The 24,570-nt window shown below is 64.1% G+C and carries 23 protein-coding genes and 2 tRNA genes; 13 read left to right on the plus strand and 12 right to left on the minus strand.

Annotated features, from left to right (window positions below; translation table 11 throughout):
- Positions 1-5 precede the first annotated feature (5 nt).
- The 9 genes from IEV67_RS04235 to rpmH all read right to left on the minus strand — a co-directional run bounded on the left by IEV67_RS04235 (position 6) and on the right by rpmH (position 7,477).
- Positions 6-1,448 carry a sugar porter family MFS transporter gene (locus IEV67_RS04235; RefSeq protein ID WP_188435301.1) on the minus strand — a complete coding sequence of 481 codons (1,443 nt, stop codon included), beginning with the start codon at positions 1,446-1,448 and terminating at the stop codon, positions 6-8.
- A 68-nt stretch (positions 1,449-1,516) separates the two neighbouring features.
- Complete coding sequence (locus IEV67_RS04240; protein WP_188435302.1) at positions 1,517-2,494, minus strand: ParB/RepB/Spo0J family partition protein; 978 nt, start codon at positions 2,492-2,494, stop codon at positions 1,517-1,519.
- Positions 2,494-3,417: a ParA family protein gene (locus IEV67_RS04245; protein ID WP_188435303.1), complete on the minus strand. Its 924-nt coding sequence runs from the start codon at positions 3,415-3,417 to the stop codon at positions 2,494-2,496. Before IEV67_RS04245 ends, IEV67_RS04240 begins: the two co-directional genes overlap by 1 nt.
- 981 nt (positions 3,418-4,398) lie before the next feature.
- On the minus strand, positions 4,399-5,025 hold the full coding sequence (gene rsmG / locus IEV67_RS04250) for a 16S rRNA (guanine(527)-N(7))-methyltransferase RsmG (RefSeq protein WP_188435304.1): 627 nt from the start codon (positions 5,023-5,025) through the stop codon (positions 4,399-4,401).
- 31 nt (positions 5,026-5,056) lie between these two features.
- Positions 5,057-5,563 (minus strand): Jag family protein, encoded by a 507-nt coding sequence (locus tag IEV67_RS04255; protein ID WP_188435305.1) that lies wholly within the window; start codon positions 5,561-5,563, stop codon positions 5,057-5,059.
- Entirely contained in the window at positions 5,560-6,633 is a 1,074-nt protein-coding gene (gene yidC / locus IEV67_RS04260) for a membrane protein insertase YidC (RefSeq protein WP_188435306.1), read from the minus strand. The genes IEV67_RS04255 and yidC overlap by 4 nt, the downstream gene beginning before the upstream one ends.
- 3 nt (positions 6,634-6,636) lie before the next feature.
- Positions 6,637-6,987 carry a membrane protein insertion efficiency factor YidD gene (yidD, locus tag IEV67_RS04265; RefSeq protein WP_188435307.1) on the minus strand — a complete coding sequence of 117 codons (351 nt, stop codon included), beginning with the start codon at positions 6,985-6,987 and terminating at the stop codon, positions 6,637-6,639.
- A complete protein-coding gene (gene rnpA, locus IEV67_RS04270) occupies positions 6,984-7,334 on the minus strand; it encodes a ribonuclease P protein component (RefSeq protein ID WP_188435308.1) in 351 nt (116 codons plus the stop codon). The genes yidD and rnpA overlap by 4 nt, the downstream gene beginning before the upstream one ends.
- Positions 7,335-7,339: 5 nt before the next feature.
- Positions 7,340-7,477 (minus strand): 50S ribosomal protein L34, encoded by a 138-nt coding sequence (gene rpmH / locus IEV67_RS04275; RefSeq protein WP_033105593.1) that lies wholly within the window; start codon positions 7,475-7,477, stop codon positions 7,340-7,342.
- Between the two features lie 444 nt (positions 7,478-7,921).
- Between rpmH and dnaA the strand changes: the two genes are divergently transcribed.
- From dnaA to IEV67_RS04310, 7 genes are all read left to right on the plus strand, one after another.
- On the plus strand, positions 7,922-9,190 hold the full coding sequence (gene dnaA / locus IEV67_RS04280) for a chromosomal replication initiator protein DnaA (RefSeq protein ID WP_373284447.1): 1,269 nt from the start codon (positions 7,922-7,924) through the stop codon (positions 9,188-9,190).
- 422 nt (positions 9,191-9,612) lie between these two features.
- Positions 9,613-10,755, plus strand: a complete 1,143-nt coding sequence (gene dnaN / locus IEV67_RS04285; RefSeq protein ID WP_188435310.1) for a DNA polymerase III subunit beta — start codon at positions 9,613-9,615, stop codon at positions 10,753-10,755.
- Positions 10,756-10,806: 51 nt separating this feature from the next.
- The gene (gene recF / locus IEV67_RS04290) at positions 10,807-12,027 is read left to right on the plus strand and encodes a DNA replication/repair protein RecF (RefSeq protein WP_188435311.1); all 1,221 of its coding nucleotides are present in this window, start codon (positions 10,807-10,809) and stop codon (positions 12,025-12,027) included.
- Complete coding sequence (locus IEV67_RS04295) at positions 12,020-12,511, plus strand: DciA family protein (protein ID WP_188435312.1); 492 nt, start codon at positions 12,020-12,022, stop codon at positions 12,509-12,511. The genes recF and IEV67_RS04295 overlap by 8 nt, the downstream gene beginning before the upstream one ends.
- A gap of 119 nt (positions 12,512-12,630) precedes the next feature.
- Entirely contained in the window at positions 12,631-14,703 is a 2,073-nt protein-coding gene (gene gyrB, locus IEV67_RS04300; protein ID WP_188435313.1) for a DNA topoisomerase (ATP-hydrolyzing) subunit B, read from the plus strand.
- A gap of 42 nt (positions 14,704-14,745) precedes the next feature.
- Entirely contained in the window at positions 14,746-17,286 is a 2,541-nt protein-coding gene (gene gyrA, locus IEV67_RS04305; protein ID WP_188435314.1) for a DNA gyrase subunit A, read from the plus strand.
- The gene (locus tag IEV67_RS04310; protein ID WP_033105587.1) at positions 17,283-17,687 is read left to right on the plus strand and encodes a DUF3566 domain-containing protein; all 405 of its coding nucleotides are present in this window, start codon (positions 17,283-17,285) and stop codon (positions 17,685-17,687) included. The genes gyrA and IEV67_RS04310 overlap by 4 nt, the downstream gene beginning before the upstream one ends.
- A 62-nt stretch (positions 17,688-17,749) precedes the next feature.
- On the opposite strand, the gene IEV67_RS04315 is transcribed toward IEV67_RS04310, so the two are convergent.
- The gene (locus IEV67_RS04315) at positions 17,750-18,460 is read right to left on the minus strand and encodes a VIT1/CCC1 transporter family protein (RefSeq protein ID WP_188435315.1); all 711 of its coding nucleotides are present in this window, start codon (positions 18,458-18,460) and stop codon (positions 17,750-17,752) included.
- Positions 18,461-18,564: 104 nt separating this feature from the next.
- Between IEV67_RS04315 and IEV67_RS04320 the strand changes: the two genes are divergently transcribed.
- The 6 genes from IEV67_RS04320 (at position 18,565) to IEV67_RS04345 (ending at position 22,296) form a co-directional block, all read left to right on the plus strand.
- Positions 18,565-19,845, plus strand: coding sequence for a sensor histidine kinase (locus IEV67_RS04320; RefSeq protein ID WP_188435316.1), 1,281 nt, complete (start codon positions 18,565-18,567; stop codon positions 19,843-19,845).
- Positions 19,833-20,543, plus strand: a complete 711-nt coding sequence (locus tag IEV67_RS04325; protein WP_188435317.1) for a response regulator transcription factor — start codon at positions 19,833-19,835, stop codon at positions 20,541-20,543. Before IEV67_RS04320 ends, IEV67_RS04325 begins: the two co-directional genes overlap by 13 nt.
- A complete protein-coding gene (locus IEV67_RS04330) occupies positions 20,540-21,463 on the plus strand; it encodes a DUF4097 family beta strand repeat-containing protein (RefSeq protein WP_188435318.1) in 924 nt (307 codons plus the stop codon). Before IEV67_RS04325 ends, IEV67_RS04330 begins: the two co-directional genes overlap by 4 nt.
- A gap of 53 nt (positions 21,464-21,516) precedes the next feature.
- A tRNA-Ile gene (locus IEV67_RS04335) sits at positions 21,517-21,590 on the plus strand.
- A 27-nt stretch (positions 21,591-21,617) separates the two neighbouring features.
- Positions 21,618-21,690 (plus strand) — tRNA-Ala (locus IEV67_RS04340).
- Between the two features lie 330 nt (positions 21,691-22,020).
- A complete protein-coding gene (locus IEV67_RS04345; RefSeq protein WP_188435319.1) occupies positions 22,021-22,296 on the plus strand; it encodes a hypothetical protein in 276 nt (91 codons plus the stop codon).
- Between the two features lie 7 nt (positions 22,297-22,303).
- Here the strand turns inward: IEV67_RS04345 and IEV67_RS04350 are convergent, their stop codons facing one another.
- Positions 22,304-23,374, minus strand: a complete 1,071-nt coding sequence (locus IEV67_RS04350) for a 3-deoxy-7-phosphoheptulonate synthase (protein ID WP_188435320.1) — start codon at positions 23,372-23,374, stop codon at positions 22,304-22,306.
- Positions 23,375-23,665: 291 nt separating this feature from the next.
- Complete coding sequence (gene thpD, locus IEV67_RS04355) at positions 23,666-24,562, minus strand: ectoine hydroxylase (RefSeq protein WP_188435321.1); 897 nt, start codon at positions 24,560-24,562, stop codon at positions 23,666-23,668.
- Positions 24,563-24,570 lie beyond the last annotated feature (8 nt).

The raw sequence follows: 24,570 nt of genomic DNA on the forward strand, positions 1-24,570 counted from the left end.
CAAGCCTACGCGCGCTTGCTGCCGCCCCGGCGCGGAAGATTCACAACATCGGTCATCGTCTCGAGCTCGCGCCCCTTGGTCTCCGGCACTTGGTAGAAGACGAAGAAGAACGACACGATCGCGAAGAACGCGTAGAAACCGTACGCGAATGTGAGGCCGATCTCGGCGAAGGCGGGGAACGTCGTCGAGATGAAGAAGTTCGCGATCCACTGCGCGGCCGCGGCCACAGCGAGGGCGCCGGCACGGATGCTGTTCGGGAACATCTCCCCCAGCAGCACCCAGACCAGCGGACCCCAGGTCGCACCGAAGAACACGACGAAGCCGTTCGCGCAGATCAAGGCGATCAGCGACCAGGGCTCCGGGAGTACGACACTGCCGTTCTCCAGCGTGCCGAACGAGAATGCCACCGACATCATGCCCAGCGTCACGGCCATGCCGATCGAACCGGTGAGCAGCATCGGGCGCCGCCCGACCTTGTCGACAAGCAGGATCGCCACGATCGTGACGACGATGTTCGTGACCGAGGTGATCACCGATGTCATCAGGGCCTGGGACTCGTCGAACCCGACGGACAGCCACAGCGTCGTCGAGTAGTAGAAGATCACGTTGATGCCTACGAACTGCTGGAAGACGCTCAGCAGGATGCCGACCCACACGATGGGTTTCAATCCGAAGCGATCCCCGCGCAGGTCGCTCAGCGACTCACGCTTCTCGGCATTCAGCGTCGAGCGGATCTCTTCGATCTTGATGTTCACGTCGGTCTCGCCCGAGAAGTCGAACAGCACCTGAGATGCCTTGTCGATCTGTCCGCGCGCCACCAGGAAGCGTGGAGACTCCGGCAGACGCAGCGCCATCACGCCGTAGACGACGGCCGGGATCGCCTCGACCATGAACATCCAGCGCCAGGCTTCGATTCCGAACCACAGCACGTCGGCCGCGGATCCGGCGATGTTCGCCAGGAGCGCGTTGGAGAGCAGCGCGGTGAAGATACCGGTCACGATCGCGAGCTGCTGCAGGGATCCGAGTCGGCCGCGCACCTTCGCCGGTGACACTTCGGCGATGTAGGCCGGCGCGATGACGGATGCCGCACCGACTCCGATGCCGCCGATCACGCGCCAGATGATGAGGTCGATGACTCCGAATGCGAGGCCGGAACCGATCGATGAGGCGAGGAACAGCACCGCGGCGATCACCATCACGGGGATGCGACCGAGCTTGTTCGCCAGGCTGCCGGCGAACCACGCTCCGACCGCGCAACCCAGGAGAGCCGACGACACGGCGAAGCCCTGCAGTGCCGGTCCGAGGTCGAACGCTCCGGCGAGAGCATCCACCGCTCCGTTGATCACGGCCGTGTCGAAACCGAACAGGAACCCGCCGAGTGCTGCGGCGATGCTGATTCCCACGACTCTCGCGCTGAGTCGGCCGGCCGTGCGCTTCTTCTCTGACATGTGCTCTCCCCCGTCTGTGCTCACTCTAGGAGTTCGTGCAGCTACACCGCGATGAAACGGTCAGATATTCAGGATCCGTAGCCCTCTTCGCCGAGTTCCGAGAGGATCCGGTTGAGATCCTGAATGGACGCGAATTCGATCGCGACCTGGCCTTTTCTTGCACCAAGAGTGATCTTCACCCGGGTGTTCAGTCGGTCGCCGAGCTTTCCCGAGACCTCGTCGAGATACGCCCGACGTGCGCCCGGCTGCGGTTTGGGAGTCTTCGTCCCTGCCGAGGAGGAAGATTTGGCCGCTTCCTCGGTGGCGCGGACGGAGAGGTCTTCGTTGATCACCTTGTCTGCGAGTCTCTGCATCGCCTCGGGGCTGTCGAGGGAAAGCAGCGCCCGAGCGTGACCTGCCGAGAGCACGCCGGCTGCGACGCGCTGCTGCACGGGTACCGGAAGCTTGAGAAGCCGGATCGTGTTGCTGATCTGCGGACGCGAGCGGCCGATGCGCGTCGCGAGTTCTTCTTGGGTGATTCCGAAGTCCTCGAGCAGCTGCTGGTAGGCCGAAGCCTCTTCCAACGGGTTCAGCTCGGAGCGGTGCAGGTTCTCGAGCAGCGCGTCGCGCAGGAGGTTCTCGTCGGCGGTCTCCCTGACGATCGCCGAGATCGCGTCGAGTCCGGCTTCGCGGGCAGCGCGCGTGCGGCGCTCCCCCATGATCAGTTCGTAGTCGCCGTCGGTGTTCTTGCGTACGATCACCGGCTGCAGCACGCCGAACTCGCGCACGCTGTGCACGAGCTCGGCGAGGTCGTCCTCGTCGAAGTGCGTTCGTGGCTGCCGCGGGTTCGGAACGATCAGCTTCGGATCGATCTGGATCAGGTGGATGCCTGGCACCGCAGCAAGATCGGGGGCTTCTGCGGGGAGCTCGTCGGGGACCGTGATCGTCATGTCAGCGGCGGGTCGCAGAGATGCGCCGGGGAAGAACACGTCGACCGGACGTTCCGACTGATCCGCCGTGGGGATGAGTGCGCCGATTCCTCGGCCCAATCCGGTGCGCTTGGCCATCAGTTCTCCTTGCTCTGCGTCTTCTGGGACGCGATCTCGACAGCGGCCTCACGATATGCGATCGCTCCGGCGGATGTTCCGTCGTACGCGATCACCGTCTGGCCGAAACTCGGCGCCTCCGACACTCGCACCGAACGCGGGATGACCGTGTGCAGTACCTGATCGGGGAAGTGCGTGCGCACCTCATCCGCTACCTGCTGCGCCAGACGGGTGCGCCCGTCGTACATGGTGAGCAGGATCGTGGAGAGGTGAAGCTCGGGATTGAGGTGCTTCTGGATCATCTGGATGCTGCCGAGCAGCTGACTCAGACCCTCCAGTGCGTAGTACTCGCACTGGATCGGGATGAAGACCTCGGATGCTGCAGTGAAGGCGTTGATCGTCAGGAGCCCCAGCGACGGAGGGCAGTCGATGATGACGAAGTCGACGGTGTTCTCGTCCAGGTATGCGCTGAGGGCGTTGCGGAGTCTGTGCTCACGTGCGACCTGAGCGACGAGTTCGATCTCTGCACCTGCGAGATGGATCGTGCTGGGCGCGCATAGGAGGTTGGGTGATTCCGGGCTCTGCTGAACGATGTCAGCAAGAGGAACATCGTCGATCAGAACGTCGTAGACACTCGGCGTCTCCGCATTGTGCGGTACGCCCAGGGCTGTCGATGCGTTGCCCTGCGGATCGAGATCGATGACCAGAACCTTGGCACCGAAGCTTGCCAGGGCGGATGCGACATTGACCGCGGTCGTCGTCTTGCCGACGCCGCCCTTCTGGTTCGACACCGTGAGTACACGCGTGTCCCCATCAAACTGAACGGTTGTCGCCTCCAGCGCACGCCTGCGCGCGCTCAGATCAGCGATCTCGCGTGCCAGTGGAGTGTCTACCCCGAAAGTACTGTTCGGTGCTGCCTTTTCAGACTGTTTCACGTGAAACATCCACTCCTTTCGGGACCGTGTTCCACTCTAATCGCTGGGGCGGACGTTTCTGACCCGAGCCGGGCTTGAGAGACCTTCCTCCCGGGCTCCGGGATGCCGGCTCTCTCGCAGAACGGGTACCCTCCCCGCAAGCGGGGACCCCTCCCGATGCTCGTTCGTCCGGCATCCCTGCGCCCGTCAGTTCCTTCGAACATGGATAAGACCATCCAGAACTTAGTGGGGTGTCGTACAGAGACGGGCTGTCGTATCTCTGCATTGTCAGAGATGTTTCACGTGAAACGGCCCGGTGGTGGTCAACCTCATGTTGTTGAGACATATGACTCAAGCACCCACCCATCCCTGCGACGGGATGGATCTGGATGGCGGCGGTCCTGGTGGCCATCGGTCATCCCCTGTCGTGAACCTTGACGGTACCGATGATGCACGCCGATGGAGAGGAAGAATGTCGCGATGACGATCTGCTGTGGGGTGCGCCATTCGCCCGCCGCTTGCGCCTTGTGAGCACCAGTTCGGTCATCGGCGATGACGAATCATTCTGCACACGTGGACTACGACTGATCCGATGGCGACGGATGTCGCACTCAAGCGAATGTTTCACGTGAAACACGACCCGAACTGCCCACGACGCCTGAACTCGCGGAAGCGGTGAACTTCACGTCGACGCACCGCACTCACTCAGTGCGTTTGTCAGCGGAGTCTCCCCGCCTTAACGACCGTAGAAGCGCCAAAGAAGACGGATGTTCCACGTGAAACATCACCCAGCTCTCCGCAACATCACCCACCCATCCGCAATGAGGAGCGGCGAAGCTCGCTCGTTCCCCCGCAGGTGCAGGAGAGGGCGCAGGGATGCCGGACGAACGAGCATCGGGAGGGGTCCCCGCTTGCGGGGAGAGTACCCGTTCTGCGAGAGAGCCGGCATCCCGGAGCCCGGCAATACGCATCCCGGAGCCCGGTAGTAAGGTACTCAGCTCCGTAGAAAACCTAGCCCCGAACAGTAGCCCTGACGACCCGAGTCGTCTCGTCGAGCAGGCCTTCGCCCAGCACTTCAACGCGCACGTCACTGAGCCGATACTTCTTGATCTGCTTTGCAGCGGCGTCGATCTCAGCCGGCGCGTTCATTCCCTTGAGCAGCGCGAGCTCTCCCCCATCACGCAGCAAAGGCGCTGTGAAGGGGATCAGTGTCCGCAGGGCGCTGACGGCGCGTGCCGTGACGAAATCGAAGTTCCCGACCGCACGTACATCCTCTGCGCGTGCTCGCAGCACTTCCACGTTCTCAAGTCCGAGCTCGGCAACCTGCTCGTTGAGCCAGTTGACGCGGCGCTCCATCGGCTCGACGAGAGTCCACGTCACGTCCGGCCGCGCGATCGCGAGCACGAGTCCTGGCAGCCCGGCGCCTGATCCGATGTCCGCAACAGTTCCACGGAAGATCGGCGCAGCGATCGCGCTGTTGAGAATGTGGCGGTTCCAGAGGCGGGGAAGCTCAAGGGGGCCGATCAGTCCACGCTCTTCACCGTGCTCCGCGAGTGCAGTCGTGAACTGACGAGCGAGATCGATTCGATCACCGAAGATCGATGCGGCGACGACTGGCTCCAGCTCGAGTGAAGTCATGCCGATCCCCCGCGATGTTTCACGTGAAACATCAGCGACGACGGATCACCGTGTGGCGATCGGCGCCGTCGCCGTAGGACTCTGAAACCAGTTCGCGGTCAGCGACGATGTCGTGCACCAGCTTGCGCTCATAGCTGGACATCGAAGGAAGTGACGCCTGTGATGCACCCTCGTCGAGCTTCACGACCGCGGCGTCCACCAGCTTCTCGAGCTGTCGGCGACGTGCATCACGGGATCCACCGACGTCCAGGATCAGACGAGAGAAAGAACCGGTCTTGCTCTGCACTGCGAGTCGGGTGATCTCCTGAAGTGCCTGCACTGTGTCTGGGTCAGCAAGCACGGAGATGTCCTCACCCTCCGCGTCGACTGACACATAGGCCCGTCCCTGGCGCACGTCAAGATTAAGATCCCCGTCGATGTCTGCGATGTCGAGCAGTTCCTCGAGGAAGTCCGCAGCGACATCGCCCTCGTGCTCGAGCTGCTCTACGGTCGGCTCAGAACGATCAACAGTGCGCTCGACGACGTTCTCACCGGTCATGAGTTGGGGCCCTTCTTCTTGGCTCGCTTCTTACCCACCGGCTGCTGGCGCTTCGGTGCGCTCTGCTTGGCCTTCTCGGCCTCATCCAGCATCCGCTTCTGCTCCGCCTCGTACACCGACATCGGGACGACCTTGCCGGAGGAGTCGATCGCCTTGCCCTTGCGTGCCAGACGCTCTTCGCGCGCCTTGGCTGCTTCGGAGCCAGGGGTCGGCATCTCGCGGATGACGAGGAACTGCTGTGCCATGGTCCAGAGGTTCGAGATGAACCAGTACACGACGACGCCGAGCGGGAAGAACACGCCGGAGAAGATGAAGCCCAGCGGCAGCACGTAGAGCATGATCTTCTGCATCTGGTACGCCTGGCCGGTCTTGGCCTCGGGCGACAGGTTCTTCGAGATGATCTGCAGCTGCGTGAAGAACTGCGATCCGATCATCAGCACGACGAGGATGACCAGCAGCACGATGGCGATCGTGTTCTGAGTCTCGACAGCCTGACCGAGGGTCCCGTGCAGCGACACCGTCCCGAAGATCGTGGCGTCATAGAACTGCTTCGTCAGCTCGGAGCTGAGGAGCCCGACGCCTCCGAGGTTGTTCTGTGCATGTTTCGTGACGTCGTTGAGCACGCTGAACAATGCGAAGAAGATGGGCATCTGCACGATCAGCGGCAGACAGCTCGACATCGGCGAGGTGCCGTGCTTCTTGTACAGACCCATCGTCTCGCGGCTCATGGCCTCACGAGAGAGCTGATCCTTCTTGCCCTTGTACTTCTCCTGGATCTTCTTCATCTCAGGAGCGATTTCCATCATCTTGCGCTGGCTCTTGATTTGCCGCACGAACAGGGGAAATACTGCTCCACGAACGACAATGACCAGTCCGACGATCGAGAGGATCCAGGTGATTCCGGATGCCTCCGGAAGTCCGATCGTGGTGAACAGCCAGTGCCAGGCGACGAGGATGAGCTCAACAGCCCACTTCAGCGGCCACAGGATGGTGCCGAGCAGGTCGAAGCCACCACCACCACCGGCATCCGGGGTCGGGGTCGCAGAGGCGAGCAGAAGGTCAAGACCCACTGATCAGTCCTTTCGGGAAGGTACGACGAAACCTCGAGCGGTCAAGTCGTATCGGAAGTGGTCATGAGGACGAACGTCGTCGACGCCGCCTTTGGTCCAGGGATTGCAGCGCAGGATCCGCCATGCCGAGAGCACCGCTCCCTTCACGGCACCGTGCTGCTGCACCGCACCTACAGCGTAAGCCGAGCAGGACGGGTAGTACGCACAGACGTCTCCGTAGAGTGGGGAGATCACGGCGCGGTAGCCGGCCAGGAATCCCAGGACGAGATTCCGCGGCACGAGCGGGATGCTGCGCACGACGTCGCTGGCATGCAGATGCCCCGAGCCCATGGCGTAGGAGGGAAGCGCACTCATGCCGAAGCTCGTTCGCGACTCAGACGCGCCAGACACCGGGTCACATCGGCATCGAGCTCAGCGAACGTGGCGGTCGCGGACGCAGGAAGGGCACGGATGACGACATCCGTGCCCTCGGGAACGTCTGCGATCACCCGTGCGCACACGGCTTTGAGCCGTCGACGTACGGTGTTGCGGATCACAGCGGTGCCCACCTGCTTGCTGATGATGAACCCGAATCTGGGTTCACGTGCTTCACCGGTCGCCAACATTGACGTGATGACTCGGGCGCCCCCGCACCGAACACCGCGACGGACGACCGATCTGTAGTCGGTGCCTCGCGTCAGTCGGAACGGACGGGCGAGCACGAGGCTTACGCCGAGAGCTCGGTGCGGCCCTTCGCGCGGCGAGCAGAGAGGATGCCACGGCCGGCGCGCGTGCGCATACGGGCGCGGAAACCGTGCTTCTTGGCGCGGCGGCGGTTGTTGGGCTGGAACGTACGCTTGGTCATGGGATCACTCCGGGAACGCTGTCACCGGATGTGTACGACCGGAGACATAGGGAACTGCCCGATTTCGGACATAAGTCAACCGATTAAGGGTACGTCTTACCGGCGCAGAGGGCAAATCTCCACGCCACGACCGGTTCGAGTATCAAGACTCCGCACAGCAATTATCCACAACCTCGACACTCGCGGGCTGCGCAACACACCCGCGGTTTTCCACAGGCAGGTTGCCGTTCACAGCGCGGATGACTACCGTGGCATCCGAAGTTATCCACAGGGGGGAAAGCCGATTCGGCCCACCCTCCGCGAGCCCTTGCCCGGAGCAATATGTCCTCTCCTGCCCAGCCCGACGTTCCGATCTGGGCGCAGGTGGCGGATCTCCTCGATCACGACGACCGCGTGACGCCCCAGTTGCAGGGCTTCCTGAGTCTCGTGGTTCCTGCCGGAGTCATGGGCGCGACGCTCTACCTCGACGTGCCGAACGACCTCACGGCGGCACAGATCAACAAGCGTCTTCGCATGCCGATCATGGAGGCGCTGACTCACCTCGGTGACGAGGTCACGGCGTTCCGCGTGGTCGTGAATCATGAGCTCGCCGAGCAGCCCACGGCGCCGATCGTCGTCGCGGACTTCAATCGTTCCGACATGCCTCGCAGCGAATCGCCCATGGAACAGCCCACTCCCATGCGCCATGAGTCCAGGCTGAACCCGAAGTACACGTTCGACAATTTCGTGATCGGCCAGTCCAACCGGTTCTCGCACGCGGCCGCAGTCGCTGTCGCCGAGGCGCCGGCCAAGGCGTACAACCCGCTCTTCATCTACGGCGACTCGGGCCTCGGCAAGACGCACCTGCTCCACGCGATCGGCGACTACGCGCAGTCCCTCTACACGGGAGTGAAGGTCCGCTACGTCTCCAGCGAGGAGTTCACGAACGACTTCATCAACTCGATCGCCAACAACCGCGGCTCTGCGTTCCAGGCCAGATACCGCGACGTCGACATCCTCCTCATCGACGACATCCAGTTCCTTCAGGGTCGCGCCGAGACGCAGGAAGCCTTCTTCCACACCTTCAACACGCTGCACGATCACAACAAGCAGGTCGTGATCACCAGTGACGTCGCGCCGAAGCACCTCACCGGTTTCGAAGACCGGATGCGCAGCCGCTTCGAGTGGGGTCTGATCACGGATGTCCAGGCGCCCGACCTCGAGACGCGCATCGCGATCCTCCGCAAGAAGGCGCAGAGCGAGGCACTGCACATCCCCGACGAGGTGCTCGAGTACATCGCGACCGTTGTGTCATCGAACATCCGCGAACTGGAGGGCGCCCTCATCCGCGTCTCGGCGTTCGCGAGCCTGAATCGCTCATCGCTCGACATCTCCCTCGCCCAGACCGTGCTTCGCGACATCATCGACACGGCAGAGGACAACATCATCTCGCCGACAGACATCATCACGGCGACCGCGCAGTACTTCAAACTCACGGTCGACGACCTGTACGGATCGAGTCGTTCGCAGCAGATCGCGACCTCACGCCAGATCGCGATGTATCTGTGCCGCGAGCGTACGAACCTGTCGTTGCCGAAGATCGGGCAGCTGTTCGGCAACCGCGATCACACGACCGTGATGTACGCGTACAAGAAGATAAGTGAGCTCATGAAGGAACGTCGCTCGATCTACAACCAGGTCACCGAGATCACCACGCAGCTCGGCCGACGCTGAAAGACGCCCTTTCGGAGAGTTGACAGCACCAGGGCGCATCAGATAAATGCCGCTTTGCACATGTGGATAACTTGTGGATGAATACGTGCCGAGTTCGGGACGAATGTGTGCCGATCGCGACAACCTGTGGATAACTCGGAATGACACTGATGTCACCCACACCCTGTTTTAGTGCGGATTCCTCACTGATTCCACATCTCACACAGATGTAGTTCCCTACTCGCGATTGATATCCACCGAGTTATCCACAGTTTCCACAGCGGTTAACACCATTAAGGAGTTAACCCTTTGAGAGTCCGATCCGATCACCTCAAGAGCAGGAGAACTCGTCGTATGGCGCATCGCTGCTGTGGGGATACGATGGGAACCCCTGACGGGGGTCCACCCGTCTCAGTTCTTGTGATTACGACGAGGGAGCGCCCGTGAGGTTCCAGGTCAACCGCGATGTCTTCAGCGAAGCTGTGTCATTCGTCGTCAAGCTGCTTCCCCAGCGCAACCCGCAGCCGATCCTCGCCGGCGTCCTGATCGAAGCGGGCGAGCAGGGGCTCACCCTCTCGGCATTCGACTACGAAGCATCAGCCCGCACGACGATCGAGGCAACGGTCGACACACCTGGCACGATCCTCGTTCACGGCCGACTGCTCTCCGACATCGCCAGCCGTCTGCCGAACGCGCCGATCGAGATCGCCGTCGAGGAAGACGGCGGCATCACCGTCAAGTGCGGATCCGCACGGTTCACCCTGGCCGCCATGCCGGTTGAGGAATATCCCTCCATTCCCGAGGTCTCCGGATCTTCCGGCGTCGTCCCGGCAGACGACTTCGGCACCGCGATCGCCCAGGTGGGCTTCGCAGCGTCCCGTGATGACGTGACACCAGTGCTCACCGGCGTGCAGCTCGAGGTGTCAGGTCACAATCTCAGCCTCGTCGCCACCGACCGCTATCGGGTGTCGCTTCGCGATGTGCCCTGGGACGGCGACGCTCCCGAGCAGACGGCACTGGTCCCCGCCCGCACGCTGACCGAGGTCGGGAAGACATTCGGGCACGCCGGCACGATCCAGGTCTCCTTCTCGGGTCAGGGCGATCGTGAGATCATCGCGTTCACCGCGGGCAACAAGACCGTCACCTCCCTCCTGATCAAGGGCAATTTCCCGCCAGTGCGTCGCCTGTTCCCCGAGCAGACGGAGCACTACGCGGTCGTCAACACCGCCGACCTGATCGAAGCTGTCCGACGCGTCGCCCTGGTGCTCGATCGCGCTGCTCCGCTGCGCTTCACCTTCACATCCGACAGCGTGACGATGGATGCTTCGGGCAGCGAGCAGGCGCGCGCATCAGAGTCGGTGGATGCCCACCTCTCCGGCGGCGATGACGTCACTCTCGGATTGAACCCGCAGTACCTGACCGAGGCGCTCAGTGCGGTCAGGAGCGAATTCGTGCGGGTCACGTTCACCTCGAGCGACAACGCGAACAAGCTCAGCCCGGTGCTGATCACCAGCCAGACCTCCGTCGACCAGGCCGGCAACGACTCGTTCAAGTACCTGCTCCAGCCCAACCTTCTCCTCCGCTGACCTCTATCACCGGCCCGGCGTCCTGTCCGTGGCAAAAGGTAGGGTGAACCCGTGATTGTGGAGCATCTGAGCCTGGTGGACTTCCGCAATTATGCGACCGCCGAACTCGCCCTGCTCCCCGGCCCGAACGTGCTGGTCGGCCGGAACGGTCAGGGCAAGACGAATCTCGCAGAAGCAGTGGTCTTCCTTGCGACTCTGGGCTCGCATCGGGTGTCGTCGGATGCGCCGATGGTCAGAGACGGTCAGGATTACGCCGTGATCCGCGCGCGTCTCTCCGTCGGCGAGCGAAAAGTGCTCGCCGAAGTGCAGATCAACAGGCAGGGCTCGAACAAGGCACGCATCAACGGTTCGCCCTCGAAGACCAATGAGCTTCCGCGCTACGCGCACGTCGTGTTGTTCGCGCCGGAAGATCTGCAGATCGTCCGCGGTGATCCGTCGTCGCGGCGACGCTTCGCCGATCAGCTGCTGATCCAGCGCACCCCGCGGATGGCCGGGGTCCTCGGCGACTACGACCGTGTGCTCAAGCAGCGCACCGCGTTGCTGAAGTCGGCCCGTGCCCGCGGCATCCGCGGCGAAGCCCTCGCGACTCTCGATGTCTGGAACGACAAGCTCGTCGCGCTCGGATCCGAGATCATCGATCAGCGGCTGCGTCTCGCGACCGATCTGCAGCAGCCGCTGGCCGACGCGTACACCGCGATCGCCGGCGCGGATCACACCCCGCAGATCGAGTGGGCGCTGTCGGTGCGCGGTGGCGACCCCGAAGAGGGCGAAGAGGGATCGTCGGATTCACGCGGCGAGATCGCCGAGATGTTCCGTGCAGCCCTGGAGGCGAAACGCACGCAGGAACTCGACCGCGGGCTGACTCTCGTCGGTCCGCATCGCGACGATCTGCTCCTGCGCGTGCGCTCCCTGCCGGTCAAGGGGTACGCATCGCACGGGGAATCCTGGTCGGTCGCACTCGCGCTGCGTCTGGCATCCGCCGAGCTGCTGCGTGCGGAATCGCCCGCCGGCGACCCGGTGCTGATCCTCGACGATGTTTTCGCCGAGCTCGACGCGGATCGACGACAGCGACTCGCCGGCCTCACGGTGGGCTACGAACAGGTGGTGGTGACCGCCGCGGTCGAGGAGGATATTCCAGAGGAGCTGCATCGCCACGTCGTCCGAATCGACGCCGGAACGATCACGGACGACCGCGCCGGATCCGAGCAGAGCAGCGGCGAGAGCACCACCGAGCATGGCCCCGACAACGCTGAGGAGGACGTCGATGAGTGACGCGGCATCCGACATCCCCGAGACGGTCGCGACCTACCTGCGCGTTCGCGGCCTGAAGCCGAGCTCGAAATCCTGGAAGCGCAAGCGCCGCATACGTGACGACGATGACAACGCCCCGTTCACGCCCGGCCGCGATCCGGGTGTCCTCGGCGCCGTGCTCGACAAGCTCAGCCGGGACTCCGGTTGGGAGATCACTCTCGCCCGCGAAGACCTGGTGCGGCAGTGGGCGGATCTCGCCGGCTCAGACACCGCGAAGCATTCCGAACCGGTGTCATTGGAGAACGGGATGCTGACGGTCAAGTGCGATTCAACGGCCTGGGCGAAGAACCTCCAGTTCATGCGGGCGACCATCCTCACCGAGATCGGCAGACGCTACCCGCAGGCGGGTGTGAATAACCTTCGTTTCATCGGGCCTGACGTTCCCTCCTGGAAATGGGGCCCGAGAGCCGTCCCAGGGCGTGGTCCACGCGATACCTACGGGTAGGACACCAAGCGAGGCATCCCGATCGATTTCAGGGCCACACACGGCCGTATAGCCACGTCATCCCCTCCCGGACACGCTAGACTGGGAATTCGAGATATCGATGTGGAGAATCACCTCTGATGACGCCTGAAACCCCTGCTGACGAGCCTGAATCGACAACCGGGGGCACCCCCGAAGCTGAGCGAACCATCACCCCGAAGCAGAAGCAGCAGGGCGAGTACGGCGCAAACGAGATTCAGGTCCTTGAAGGTCTCGAGGCCGTTCGCAAGCGCCCCGGTATGTACATCGGCTCGACCGGGCCCCGAGGGCTCCATCACCTGGTTCAGGAGATCGTCGACAACTCCGTCGATGAAGCGATGGCCGGACACGCCGACACGATCCTCGTCACGCTCCTGGCCGACGGAGGGGTCAGAGTCGTCGACAACGGCCGCGGTATCCCCGTCGACCCGCACTCCTCGGACCCGAGCAAGTCGAGCGTCGAGGTCGTGCTGACGATCCTGCACGCCGGTGGGAAGTTCGGCGGTGGCGGGTACGCGGTCTCAGGTGGCCTGCACGGTGTCGGCTCCTCGGTCGTCAACGCGCTCTCCACGCGCTTCGACATCACTATCAAGCGCCAGGGCCATGTCTGGAACCACAGCTTCAGCAACGGCGGTGTTCCGCAGAAGCAGGGGCTCATCCAGGGCGCCCAGACCGAAGAGACCGGTACGGACATCACGTTCTGGCCGGACCCCGAGATCTTCACCGAGGGTGTCGAGTTCGATTACGAGACCCTCCGCACACGTTTCCAGCAGATGGCATTCCTGAACAAGGGTCTGAGCATCGAACTGCGCGACGAGCGTGAGGGCGCGATGTATGAGGTGGAAGAAGAGGGCACCACTGTCACCAAGCAGCGGGCCGACCTCTTCCTCTACGAGCGCGGTCTCGTCGACTACGTCGAATATCTGAACAAGGTGCGTCACGCCGAAGTCGTCAACGACGAGATCATCGACTTCGAGTCGGAAGACCTCGAGCGCAAGATCTCGCTCGAGGTCGCGATGCAGTGGACGACGGGCTACACCGAGAACGTCTTCACCTACGCGAACACGATCAACACGCATGAGGGCGGTACGCACGAAGAGGGCTTCCGTGCAGCACTGACGACACTCGTCAACAAGTACGCCCGCGCGAACAACCTGCTCAAGGAGAAGGACGACAACCTCTCCGGCGACGACGTGCGCGAGGGCCTGACAGCCGTCATCTCGATCAAGCTCGGCGAGCCGCAGTTCGAGGGACAGACCAAGACCAAGCTCGGCAACACCGAGGCGAAGGCGTTCGTGCAGAAGGTCGTCGGCGATCAGCTCGGTGACTGGTTCGACCGCAATCCCGCCCAGGCGAAGAACGTCATCCGCAAGGCGATCGATGCCGCCACCGCTCGCATGGCGGCACGCAAGGCGCGCGAGACCGCGCGCCGCAAGAGCGTCTTCGAATCGGCGGCGATGCCGGACAAGCTGAAGGACTGCACCAGCAAGGACCCGTCGATCAGTGAGATCTTCCTTGTCGAGGGCGACTCGGCAGGCGGCTCGGCCGTGCAGGGGCGCGACCCGCACACGCAGGCGATCCTCGCTCTTCGCGGCAAGATCCTCAACGTCGAACGTGCACGCCTCGACAAGGCGCTGGGCAACCGCGAGGTCCAGGCGATGATCCAGGCTTTCGGCACCGGCATCGGCGAGGACTTCGACATCGAGAAGGCGCGCTATCACAAGATCGTGCTGATGGCGGATGCTGACGTCGACGGTCAGCACATCACCACACTGCTGCTCACCCTGCTGTTCCGCTACATGCGCGGACTCATCGAGGCCGGATTCGTCTACCTCGCGATGCCGCCGCTGTACCGCCTCAAGTGGTCGAACCAGCCTCACGAGTACGTGTACTCGGATGCCGAGCGCGACGCCCTGCTCAAGCACGGACTCGACAACGGCAAGCGCATCCCGAAGGACAACGGCGTGCAGCGCTACAAGGGTCTCGGCGAGATGAACGCCAAGGAACTGTGGGAGACCACGATGGATCACACCACCAGGACCCTCCGCCAGGTGACCATCGAAGACGCCGCATCCGCGGATGAGATCTTCAGTGTGCTGATGGGCGAGGACGTCGAATCCCGACGCAGCTTCATCCAGCGCAATGCGAAGGACGTCCGCTTCCTGGACATCTGACGCGCAGGAACTCTGAGCGACGACCGGAACTGAAAGAAACACATGACTGACGAAGACCGCCCCGACGCGACACCCTTCCACGAGCACGGAAAGATCGACCAGGTCGACTTGAAGTTCGAGATGGAGCGCAGCTACCTCGACTACGCCATGGCCGTCATCGTCGGCCGTGCGCTGCCGGATGTGCGCGACGGTCTCAAGCCCGTGCACCGCCGTGTGATCTACGGCATGTACGACGGCGGTTACCGCCCGGACAAGTCGTTCTCGAAGTGCGCTCGCGTGGTCGGCGAGGTCATGGGTCAGTACCACCCGCATGGTGACACCGCGATCTACGACACCCTCGTGCGTCTCGTGCAGCCCTGGGCGCTGCGCTACCCGCTCGCGCTCGGCCAGGGCAACTTCGGCTCCCCCGGCAACATGGGCGCCGCCGCTCCTCGGTACACCGAGACGAAGATGGCGCCGCTCGCGCTCGAGATGGTGCGCGACATCGAAGAGGAGACCGTCGACTTCTCCCCGAACTACGACGGTCAGACCCAGGAGCCGGACGTTCTGCCGGCCCGGTTCCCGAACCTGCTGGTCAACGGGTCGGTCGGCATCGCGGTCGGTATGGCCACCAACATCCCCCCGCACAACCTGCGTGAGGTGTCGGCCGCTGCGCTCTGGGCGCTGGACAACCCCGACCTGCCTCGTGAGGAGCTCCTCGAGGGACTCATCCAGCGCATCCCCGGTCCTGACTTCCCGACCGGCGCGCAGATCCTCGGATCCAAGGGCATCCACGAGGCGTACCGCACCGGACGCGGCTCGATCACGATGCGCGCGGTCGTCAACGTCGAGGAGATCCAGGGCCGCACGTGCCTCGTGATCACCGAACTGCCGTACCAGGTGAACCCCGACAACCTCGCGGTGAAGATCGGCGACCTCGCCCGTGACGGCAAGATCACCGGCATCGCCGACATCCGCGACGAGACCAGCGACCGCACCGGTCAGCGCCTCGTCGTCGTGCTCAAGCGGGATGCCGTCGCCAAGGTCGTGCTGAACAACCTGTACAAGCACACCCAGCTGCAGGACAACTTCGGCGCGAACATGCTGGCGATCGTCGACGGCGTGCCGCGCACGCTCGCGCTCGACGGGTTCATCACGAACTGGATCGCACACCAGATCGACGTCATCGTCAGGCGCACGACCTTCCGTCTGCGCAAGGCGGAGGAGCGCATGCACATCCTGCGCGCATACCTCAAGGCGCTCGACGCGCTCGACGAGGTCATCGCGTTGATCCGCCGCTCCCCCACGGTAGACGAAGCCCGCACCGGTTTGAAGTCGCTGCTCGACATCGACGACGTGCAGGCCGACGCGATCCTCGCGATGCAGCTTCGCCGCCTCGCCGCGCTCGAGCGTCAGAAGATCATCGATGAGGCCAACGAGATCGAGGCCCAGATCGCGGAGTTCAAGGCGATCCTCGCCGACGAGGCCCGCCAGCGCACGATCATCCACGATGAGCTGACCGGTATCGTCGAGCGTTTCGGCGACGACCGTCGCACCCACGTGCTGCAGGGCTTCGACGGCGACGTCTCGATGGAAGACCTCATCGCCGAAGAGGAGATGGTCGTCACCGTCACGCGCGAGGGCTACATCAAGCGCACCCGCAGCGACAACTATCGCTCGCAGCACCGCGGTGGCAAGGGAGTCAAAGGCGCGCAGTTGCGTGCGGATGACATCGTCGAGCACTTCTTCGTCACGACGACGCACCATTGGCTGCTGTTCTTCACAGACAAGGGTCGTGTCTACCGCACGAAGACGTACGAGGTGCCGGAGGCCGGCCGCGATGCGAAGGGACAGCACGTCGCGAACCTCCTCGCCCTGCAGCCGGACGAGAACATCGCGCAGGTGCTCGACATCCGCGACTACGCGGTGGCCGACTATCTGGTGCTCGCGACCCGTGACGGCCTGGTGAAGAAGACGCGACTGACCGAGTACGACACCAACCGCCAGGGCGGCGTCATCGCGATCCGTCTCCGCGAAGAGGATGAGCTGGTCAGTGCCCTGCTCGTCGACAACACGGATGACATTCTGCTCATCTCCCGTCACGGCATGTCGCTGCGCTTCAACGCCACGGATGACGCGCTGCGCCCGATGGGACGCGCCACCGCCGGCGTGAAGGGAATGAGCTTCCGCGGCGAGGACAATCTGCTCTCGGCATCCGTCGCCGACGAGAACGCGTTCGTGTTCGTCGTGACCGATGGGGGCTATGCGAAGCGCACCGCCGTCGGCGCGTATCGCGTTCAGGGACGCGGCGGAATCGGCATCAAGGTCGCCAAACTCAACGACGACCGGGGCACTCTCGCGGGTGGTCTGATCGTGTCCGAGGACGACGAGGTCTTGGTGGTTCTGTCCAGCGGCAAGGTGGTACGCTCTGCCGTGGCCGAGGTGCCCGCCAAGGGCCGTGACACCATGGGAGTGGTGTTCGCCCGGACATCCGAGAAGGACCGGATCCTCGCCATCGCACGTAACGGGGAACGCCGCATCGTCGAAGAACTGGACGAGGCGGACCCCGACACTGAGACCCCTGAGGAAAGCAACGACGTATGAGCACAGTAGCCGACAAGCTGGCGAAGAAATCGACGCGTAAGACCGGCGGCAAGCAGGTCCGCCTGCGCCTGGTCTACGTCGACTTCTGGTCGGCTGTGAAGCTGTCGTTCCTTGCCGCCGTCGCGCTGGCGATCGTGACCATGGTCTCGTTCTTCCTGATCTTCCTCGTGCTCCAGGCGACCGGCATCATGTCGCAGACAGACGAGTTCGTCGGCAACATCACCGACGGATCGGTCTCGCTCGCCTCTCTCATGGGCCTGCCCCAGGTGATGGCGTTCGCCGCGGTCGTGTCGATCCTGAACCTGATCGTGGTCACCGTGCTGGGCGCCGTCGGCGCCGGCATCTACAATCTGGCGGTCAAGGTCACCGGCGGGCTGCTCGTCGGCTTCACCTCGAACTGACTTCTCGACGCGCTCGACGATCGAGCGAAGGGACGGATGCCGCGGCATCCGTCCCTTCGTCATCAGACGACGCCCGCAGTGCCGAGCAGTGTGCCGATCAACCAGGTCGCGGCCAGCGCGAGCGCTCCGCCCACAACGAGGCGTATCGACGGCCGAAGCGGCGGCGATCCTCCGATTCGTGCGGCGACCGCGCCCGTCACAGCGAGGGCGATCAGAACGGCGACGAACGTGACGGGCACCCGCCACTCGGGCGGGGGGAGCAGGATGGCCAGCAGTGGCAGCAGGGCGCCGAGCGTGAACGCGATCGCAGACGACAGGGCCGCGTGCCAGGGGTTGACCAGGTCTTCCTGATCGATGCCGAGTTCGACCTCGAGGTGGGCGGCGAGTGCATCGTGCGCGGTGAGCTCTTCTGCGACCTTGAGCGCCGTCTCATCGCTCAGCCCTCGGTCACGGTAGAGACCCGCGAGTTCGGCGAGCTCAGCATCCGGCATCGTCCGCAGCTCTTCGCGTTCCTTCGTGATGAGCGCCCGTTCGCTGTCGCGCTGGCTGCTCACCGAGACGTATTCGCCGAGCGCCATCGAAACAGCGCCGCCGACGAGGCCGGCAAGGCCCGCGGTCAGCAGCGCCGCGTTGTCAGTGGTCGCGCCGGCGACGCCGACGACGAGTGATGCGACGGAGACGATGCCGTCGTTGGCACCGAGCACTCCGGCGCGCAGCCAGTTCAGTCGCTGTCCGATTCCGCCGGCGTGCGGTTCTCCCTCATGTGCGGTCATGGCTTCAGTGAAGCAGATCAGATCGTCGTAGTCGGGAAAACCCGAACGGAGCTCTCCGGGTGACACGGTGTCGCGGCCCGCGACCTGCGGCCTACGTTTGAGGCATGACCACTCAGACTGTCCCCTCCGCGGTGTCCCAGACGCCGGCGAAAACGCCGCCGCTGCGGCTGTTCTTCACAATCCTGCATCTTGCGGCGCTCGGCGTACTCGGTGGTGGCGTCATCGGAATCCTGGCCGCCACCTTCGGAACCGGCCTGGCCCTGCTCTTCGTCCTCGGAATCGGACTGCTGTTCCTGGTGGGCTTCGTCTACGCCCTGTTCGGGCTCGGCTGGTTCGAGATCGTTCGCATCAGAGGGCTGTACGGCCTCGACGTGCCCGACCTGCAGCCTCGCCGCCGCCAGCGGTCCGGTTTCGGGGGCTGGCTGCGCTCGCTCGGTCGTCAGAGCATCGACGGGCGCATGTGGCGGGCAGTGGCGAGTTTCGTCATCGCGTGCATCTTCGGTGCACTGGTGCTCCGGCTCTTCTGGGCGCTGGTGTTCGCGGCTATCACCATCTTCGCGCCGCTCGGCACCGCGGAGACCGTGTCGATTCCGCTCGCCTTCGGTGTCGGTCAGATCGGCGTGGAGTGGGCGGTGCTGGTCGGCATCCTCGGCGTTCTCGCTGCCGTCGCCGGCATCATCGGCCTCGCTCTTCTGCATCGCACGATCAGCCGTGCACTCGTCGTTCCCAACCGTGAGGCCGAACTGACCGAGCAGGTGCGCACGACCAGTGCACAGCGTGAAGGCGCCGTGCGTGCGGCCGACGTCGAGCGCACGCGAATCGAACGCGATCTGCACGACGGCGTCCAGCCACGCCTGGTCTCGGTCGGGATGACCCTGGGCCTCGCGCACCAGAAGATCGATGACGACCCGGCTCAGGCCAAGGACCTGATCGCCGAGGCTCACACTTCCACGAAGGCCGCCATCACCGAGCTGCGACAGCTCGCACGCGGCATCCATGCGTCGGTTCTCGACGATCGAGGGCTGGATGCTGCGCTCTCCGCCCTCGCCAGCAGATCGCACATCCCGGTGCAGCTCGACGTCCGCATCGACGGACGCTGCAGCCGCGATGCCGAAGCCGCCGTGTACTTCTCGATCGCAGAGTCGCTCACCAACGCCGCCAAGCACTCGCGGGCAAGCGAATGCCGGGTGGTCGTGCGGCTCCGCGAAGGGGGCGTGCTGTGGGCCCGCGTCGAGGACAACGGCATGGGCGGTGCGCAGGTCCAGCCCGGTGGCGGACTCGACGGCATCTCGAACCGTGTGCTCGCTGCGGGCGGCACTTTCCGTCTCGACAGCCCGCAAGGCGGTCCCACATCGCTGGAGGTGAGCGTGCCATGCGCATCCTGATCTGTGAAGACTCCGTGCTGCTGCGCGAAGGCCTCGTGCGACTGCTCGAGGACTCGGGCCACGAGGTCGTCGCTGCTCTGCCCGACATCGAAGGCCTGACCGACGCCGTGCGGACGACGGATCCTGAGCTGTGCATCCTCGATGTGCGCCTTCCCCCGACGTTCACCGACGAGGGCATCCGCGCGGCACTCGGGCTGCGGAAGACGCATCCCTCACTTCCCCTGCTCGTGCTTTCGCAGTACGTCGAGGAGCGCTACGCGAGTGATCTGATCGCCGCGCAGGGCGGCCCACTCGGCTATCTGCTCAAGGACCGCGTCGCGGATGTGGCCGAGTTCGTCGCTTCAGTCGAGCGGATCGCGGAAGGGGCTTCCGTTCTTGACCCGGAGGTGGTCGCACAGTTGCTCACCCGTCGCAATCGTGACGATCGGATGCTGCAGCTCACCGAGCGTGAGCGCACAGTGCTCTCACTCATCGCCGAGGGCAAGTCGAATCAGACGATCGCGGGACTGCTGTTCCTCTCCGAGGGCAGCGTCGAGAAGTACATCACGTCCATCTTTCAGAAGCTCGGCCTCGAACCAGAAGCCGGTAACCGGCGAGTGCTCGCCGCGCTCGCCCATATCGAGAACACCGGGAGCGGCACTGGGCCGCTCACAAACCCGCCACTCGGGAATCACCCACAGACAGGAGCGGCACGATGAACGCCGAAGCAGAGAACAATCAGGGTGGACATGATGTGCCGCTCAGCCCGCCACCGGCGCAGCAGGCACCGTCTCCGGGTGCTCCGGCGTCGGGCAGTTCTGTACAGGGTCCTGAGACCCCGCGCGGGTCCGGCGCGCGAGCGGGTGCCGTCGCGATCGCCGTGTTCGGCGGCGTCGCTCTCCTCGCGACCGGCGGCACGGCGGCAGTCGCCGCCGTCAACGACGCGAGTACCCCGGTCGATTCCCATCAACAGATCGATGCCTCGGGCATCACGGGTATCGATCTCGATGTCGGCGGCGCGGAGGTGCGGGTTGAGTTCGGTGATGTCCAGCAGGCACAGCTCGAGATCTCCGGTAGTGGCGACGACCGTTGGAGTCTTTCGCGCGACGGTGACGAACTCGTCGTGAACAGCCCGGAGATGAATTTCGGTTGGTGGTTCGGCGATTGGTTCAACGACGACCAGAGTGTGGTTCTGACCCTGCCGGACGAGCTGCGCAGTGAAAGGCTCGACGCCGACATCTCGCTCGGCGCAGGAAGTCTCGACGTACAGGGTGACTTCGGTGACATCGACGTCGAGGTGGGCGCCGGTGCGCTGTTCATCACGGGATCGGCGGACACCATCGAGGCGGATCTGAGTGCGGGGCGCGCCGAGTTCGACCTGGCTGACGTCTCCACCGCCGATTTCTCGATCTCTGCAGGACGGCTGGAGGCCGAGCTCACCGGGACAGCACCGCGTGAGGTGCAGCTCGATGTGAGCGCTGGCTCGCTCGAGCTGACACTGCCTGACGAGGAGTACGACGTACGTCAGGATGTCAGTGCCGGATCGCTCGACAACGGGCTGCAGACGTCGTCGAACGCGCGGAATTCGATCGTGGCCAGCGTCTCTGCCGGCAGCGCGGTTCTGCGCCCCGGTGACTGACCGACGTCGATTCGGATTTTCCGTCGATCTCCGGTAAAGTCTTGGAGGTTGACGGGGCTATAGCTCAGTTGGTTAGAGCGCTTCACTGATAATGAAGAGGTCCCAGGTTCAAATCCTGGTAGCCCCACTTTTCACCTCAACTAAACACCCTCGCGGGGCCTTAGCTCAGTTGGTAGAGCGCCTGCTTTGCAAGCAGGATGTCAGGAGTTCGAATCTCCTAGGCTCCACAGGATACGAAGAAGCGTCGCCCAGATTCGGGTGGCGCTTCTTCTGTTTTCGCACGGTGGTGACGTGGTCCGGCGGATGACGCCTTGCAGGCGCGATCGCCACGATGAGTGGGCGGTGAAAGAAGGGTTTCCGGGGTTCATGGAGCCTTGAATCCCGGAAACCCTTCTTTCCTCAGGACGGTCGGTACCGAACCGGACGTTCACTCCTGTGCTGCGGGATTCGCGTGTTACTGATCATGCCTGAGGTATCGCGACTGCATCCTTGCAGACATGGTGTGCTTCCGGCACAGTCCGCCGCATTCTCGATCGCGGCCGACGTAGGATCAAGGGGTGCTGATCGGTCTGATGCGTCCCGTGGAAACCCACTCCGTCGACGTCGAGGCGGCAGATCTCGCCGGCGTTCAGACGCAGCTCGCGACGCATCGCCCTGAGGGCTTCGACCTCGTCTCGGCCCCGGTCGTGATGATCAAGGGCGCCGCGATCCTGAAGGCGAAGGGCACGTTCCAGAGCCGCGACCGCATCGAACAGATCGAGGCCGACGACATGGACGCGCTCCTCGCCAAGGTTCCAGAGGGCTGGCAGCTCCTGAACGTCCGCGCGAGCTGACACACCCTCACGCGCGTCGCCGACGCACCCCGTCGGCCAGCGCGGTCAGAGCCTCTGCCGTGGCATCCCATCCCATGCAGGCATCCGTCACGCTCTGCCCGTAGACGAGTCGGGTGCGGCCGGCCGAGACATCCAGCTTCTGCGCACCCGCGACGAGGTTGCTCTCCAGCATCACACCGGCGATCGCGGCACCGTCCGTGGCGATCTGCTCGCCGATCTCCGCAGCGACGATCGCCTGGCGCACGTGGTCCTTGCCGCTGTTGCCGTGGCTCGCGTCGATGACCACTCGCGGCGCGAGCATCGCCGCGTCCAGTCGGCGAGATGCCTCCGCGACGTGCGAGACACCGTAGTTCGGCCCATCGGCGCCGCCGCGCAGGATCACACCGGTGTCGGGGTTGCCCGTCGTCGCCACCAGACTCGCGCGACCATCCGCGCCGATGCCGAGGAACGCCTGCGGAGCGGATGCTGCGGCCGCAGCATCCAGCGCCACCTGAAGCCCGCCGTCCATGCCGTTCTTGAATCCGATCGGCATCGACAGACCGGATGCCAGTTGTCGGTGGATCTGGCTCTCCGTCGTGCGCGCGCCGATCGCGCCCCACGTGATGAGGTCGGCGGTGTACTGCGGACTGATCGGCTCGAGGAACTCCGTGGCGCACGGCATCCCGAGCGCGGTGACATCGCGCAGGAATCCGCGTGCAAGACGCAACCCCTCCTCGATGTCGTGGCTGCCGTCGAGGTGCGGGTCGTTGATCAGGCCCTTCCAGCCGATCGTCGTGCGCGGCTTCTCAAAGTACGTGCGCATCACGATCAGCAGGTCTTCCCGGTGCTTCTCCGCCTCGCGCACCAGCCGACCGGCGTACTCGAGCCCTGCGGCGGGGTCGTGGATCGAGCAGGGGCCGGCGACCACGAGCAGCCGGTCATCCTCCCCCGACATGATCGCGCGGACCTGGTCGCGCGTGCGGGAGACCAGCGAGGCGCGCTCCACCCCGACCGGCAGTTCGGCGGCGATGTCGCCGGGCGTGGGAAGAGTCGTGAACTGTGAGACGTGCAGATCGGCTGTCGCATCGAGAGTGTTCATGGGTCCTGTCCTGTGATCAGGCGGACCCCGGATGCAGAGCCCGCCGATGAAACGGCGAAAGCCAGAGCAATGCTCTGGCTTGTCGGCTCTGAAGGTGTGTGGTGTGCGCTAGATCAGCGCCGGCCCCTCCAGAGCCGACTCGAAATACGCATACCAACGGGTTGTCATGCGAAAGACACTACCCCATGCGCGACGCATCGGTTCCACCGAGACAGCAAGACCACGCCGAGACGGCGGCGAATCGACGCGGTCTCGGCGTGGTCTTGCAGTTTCGCGAGGCGAGGTCCCGGATCAGCCCAGCGGCGTGAAGTCGCGGTTCGCGATGTGCGTCGGACGCGGGCTCTTCGCGGCGAACGGATCGACCAGCGCGTTCTCGACGCTGTTGAACACCATGAAGACGTTCGAGCGGGCGTACGGGGTGATGTTGTTGCCAGAGCCGTGCATGATGTTCGAGTCGAACCACAGCGCGGAACCTGCGGCCCCGGTGAACTGGTCGATGCCGTACTCGTCGGCCATCGCCGTGATGGCGGCGTGGCTCGGCACACCGGCCTCCTGCGCCTGCAGCGACTGCTCGTGGTTGTTGTCGGGTGTCTCGCCGACTGCCGGCACGAACGTGCGGTGCGAGCCGGGCATCACCATGAGTCCGCCGTTGAACGGATAATTGTCGGTCAACGCGATGGACAGGCTCACCGCCCGCGGGATGGGCATGCCGTCCTCCGCATGCCAGGTCTCGAAGTCGGAATGCCAATAGAAGCCGGTGCCCGTGAAGCTCGGCATGTAGTTGATCCGAGTCTGGTGCAGGTACACCTCCGAGCCGACGATCTGTCGCGCCCTATCGAGCACCTTCGGATCGCGGGCGAGGGCCTCGAGCACTGAACTCAGCTTCTCGACCTCGAAGACCGATCGCACGGTGCCCGTCGTGCGCTCCGTTATCAGGCGGTCGTCGCCCTGCAGCGCCGTGTCGGATGCGAGCCGGTCGAGTTCGTTCGAATACGACGCGACGTCATCGGGTGAGATGAAATCGTCGAGGATCGTGAAGCCGCGTCGCTCATGCGCCTGCAGTTCATCCTCGGAGAAGGGGCCATCTCCGGCTGTCCCCCACACTGCGGGCTGCGTTCGGGTGATGAAGTCAGAGGGCTGCGAAAGCCGGGTCGGGAACAGGTCCTCTGCGGTGGTCGTGGTGGTCATGCGTCGTT

Origin of the sequence: Microbacterium murale, assembly GCF_014635185.1 — a bacterium.
GTDB classification, from domain to species: domain Bacteria; phylum Actinomycetota; class Actinomycetes; order Actinomycetales; family Microbacteriaceae; genus Microbacterium; species Microbacterium murale.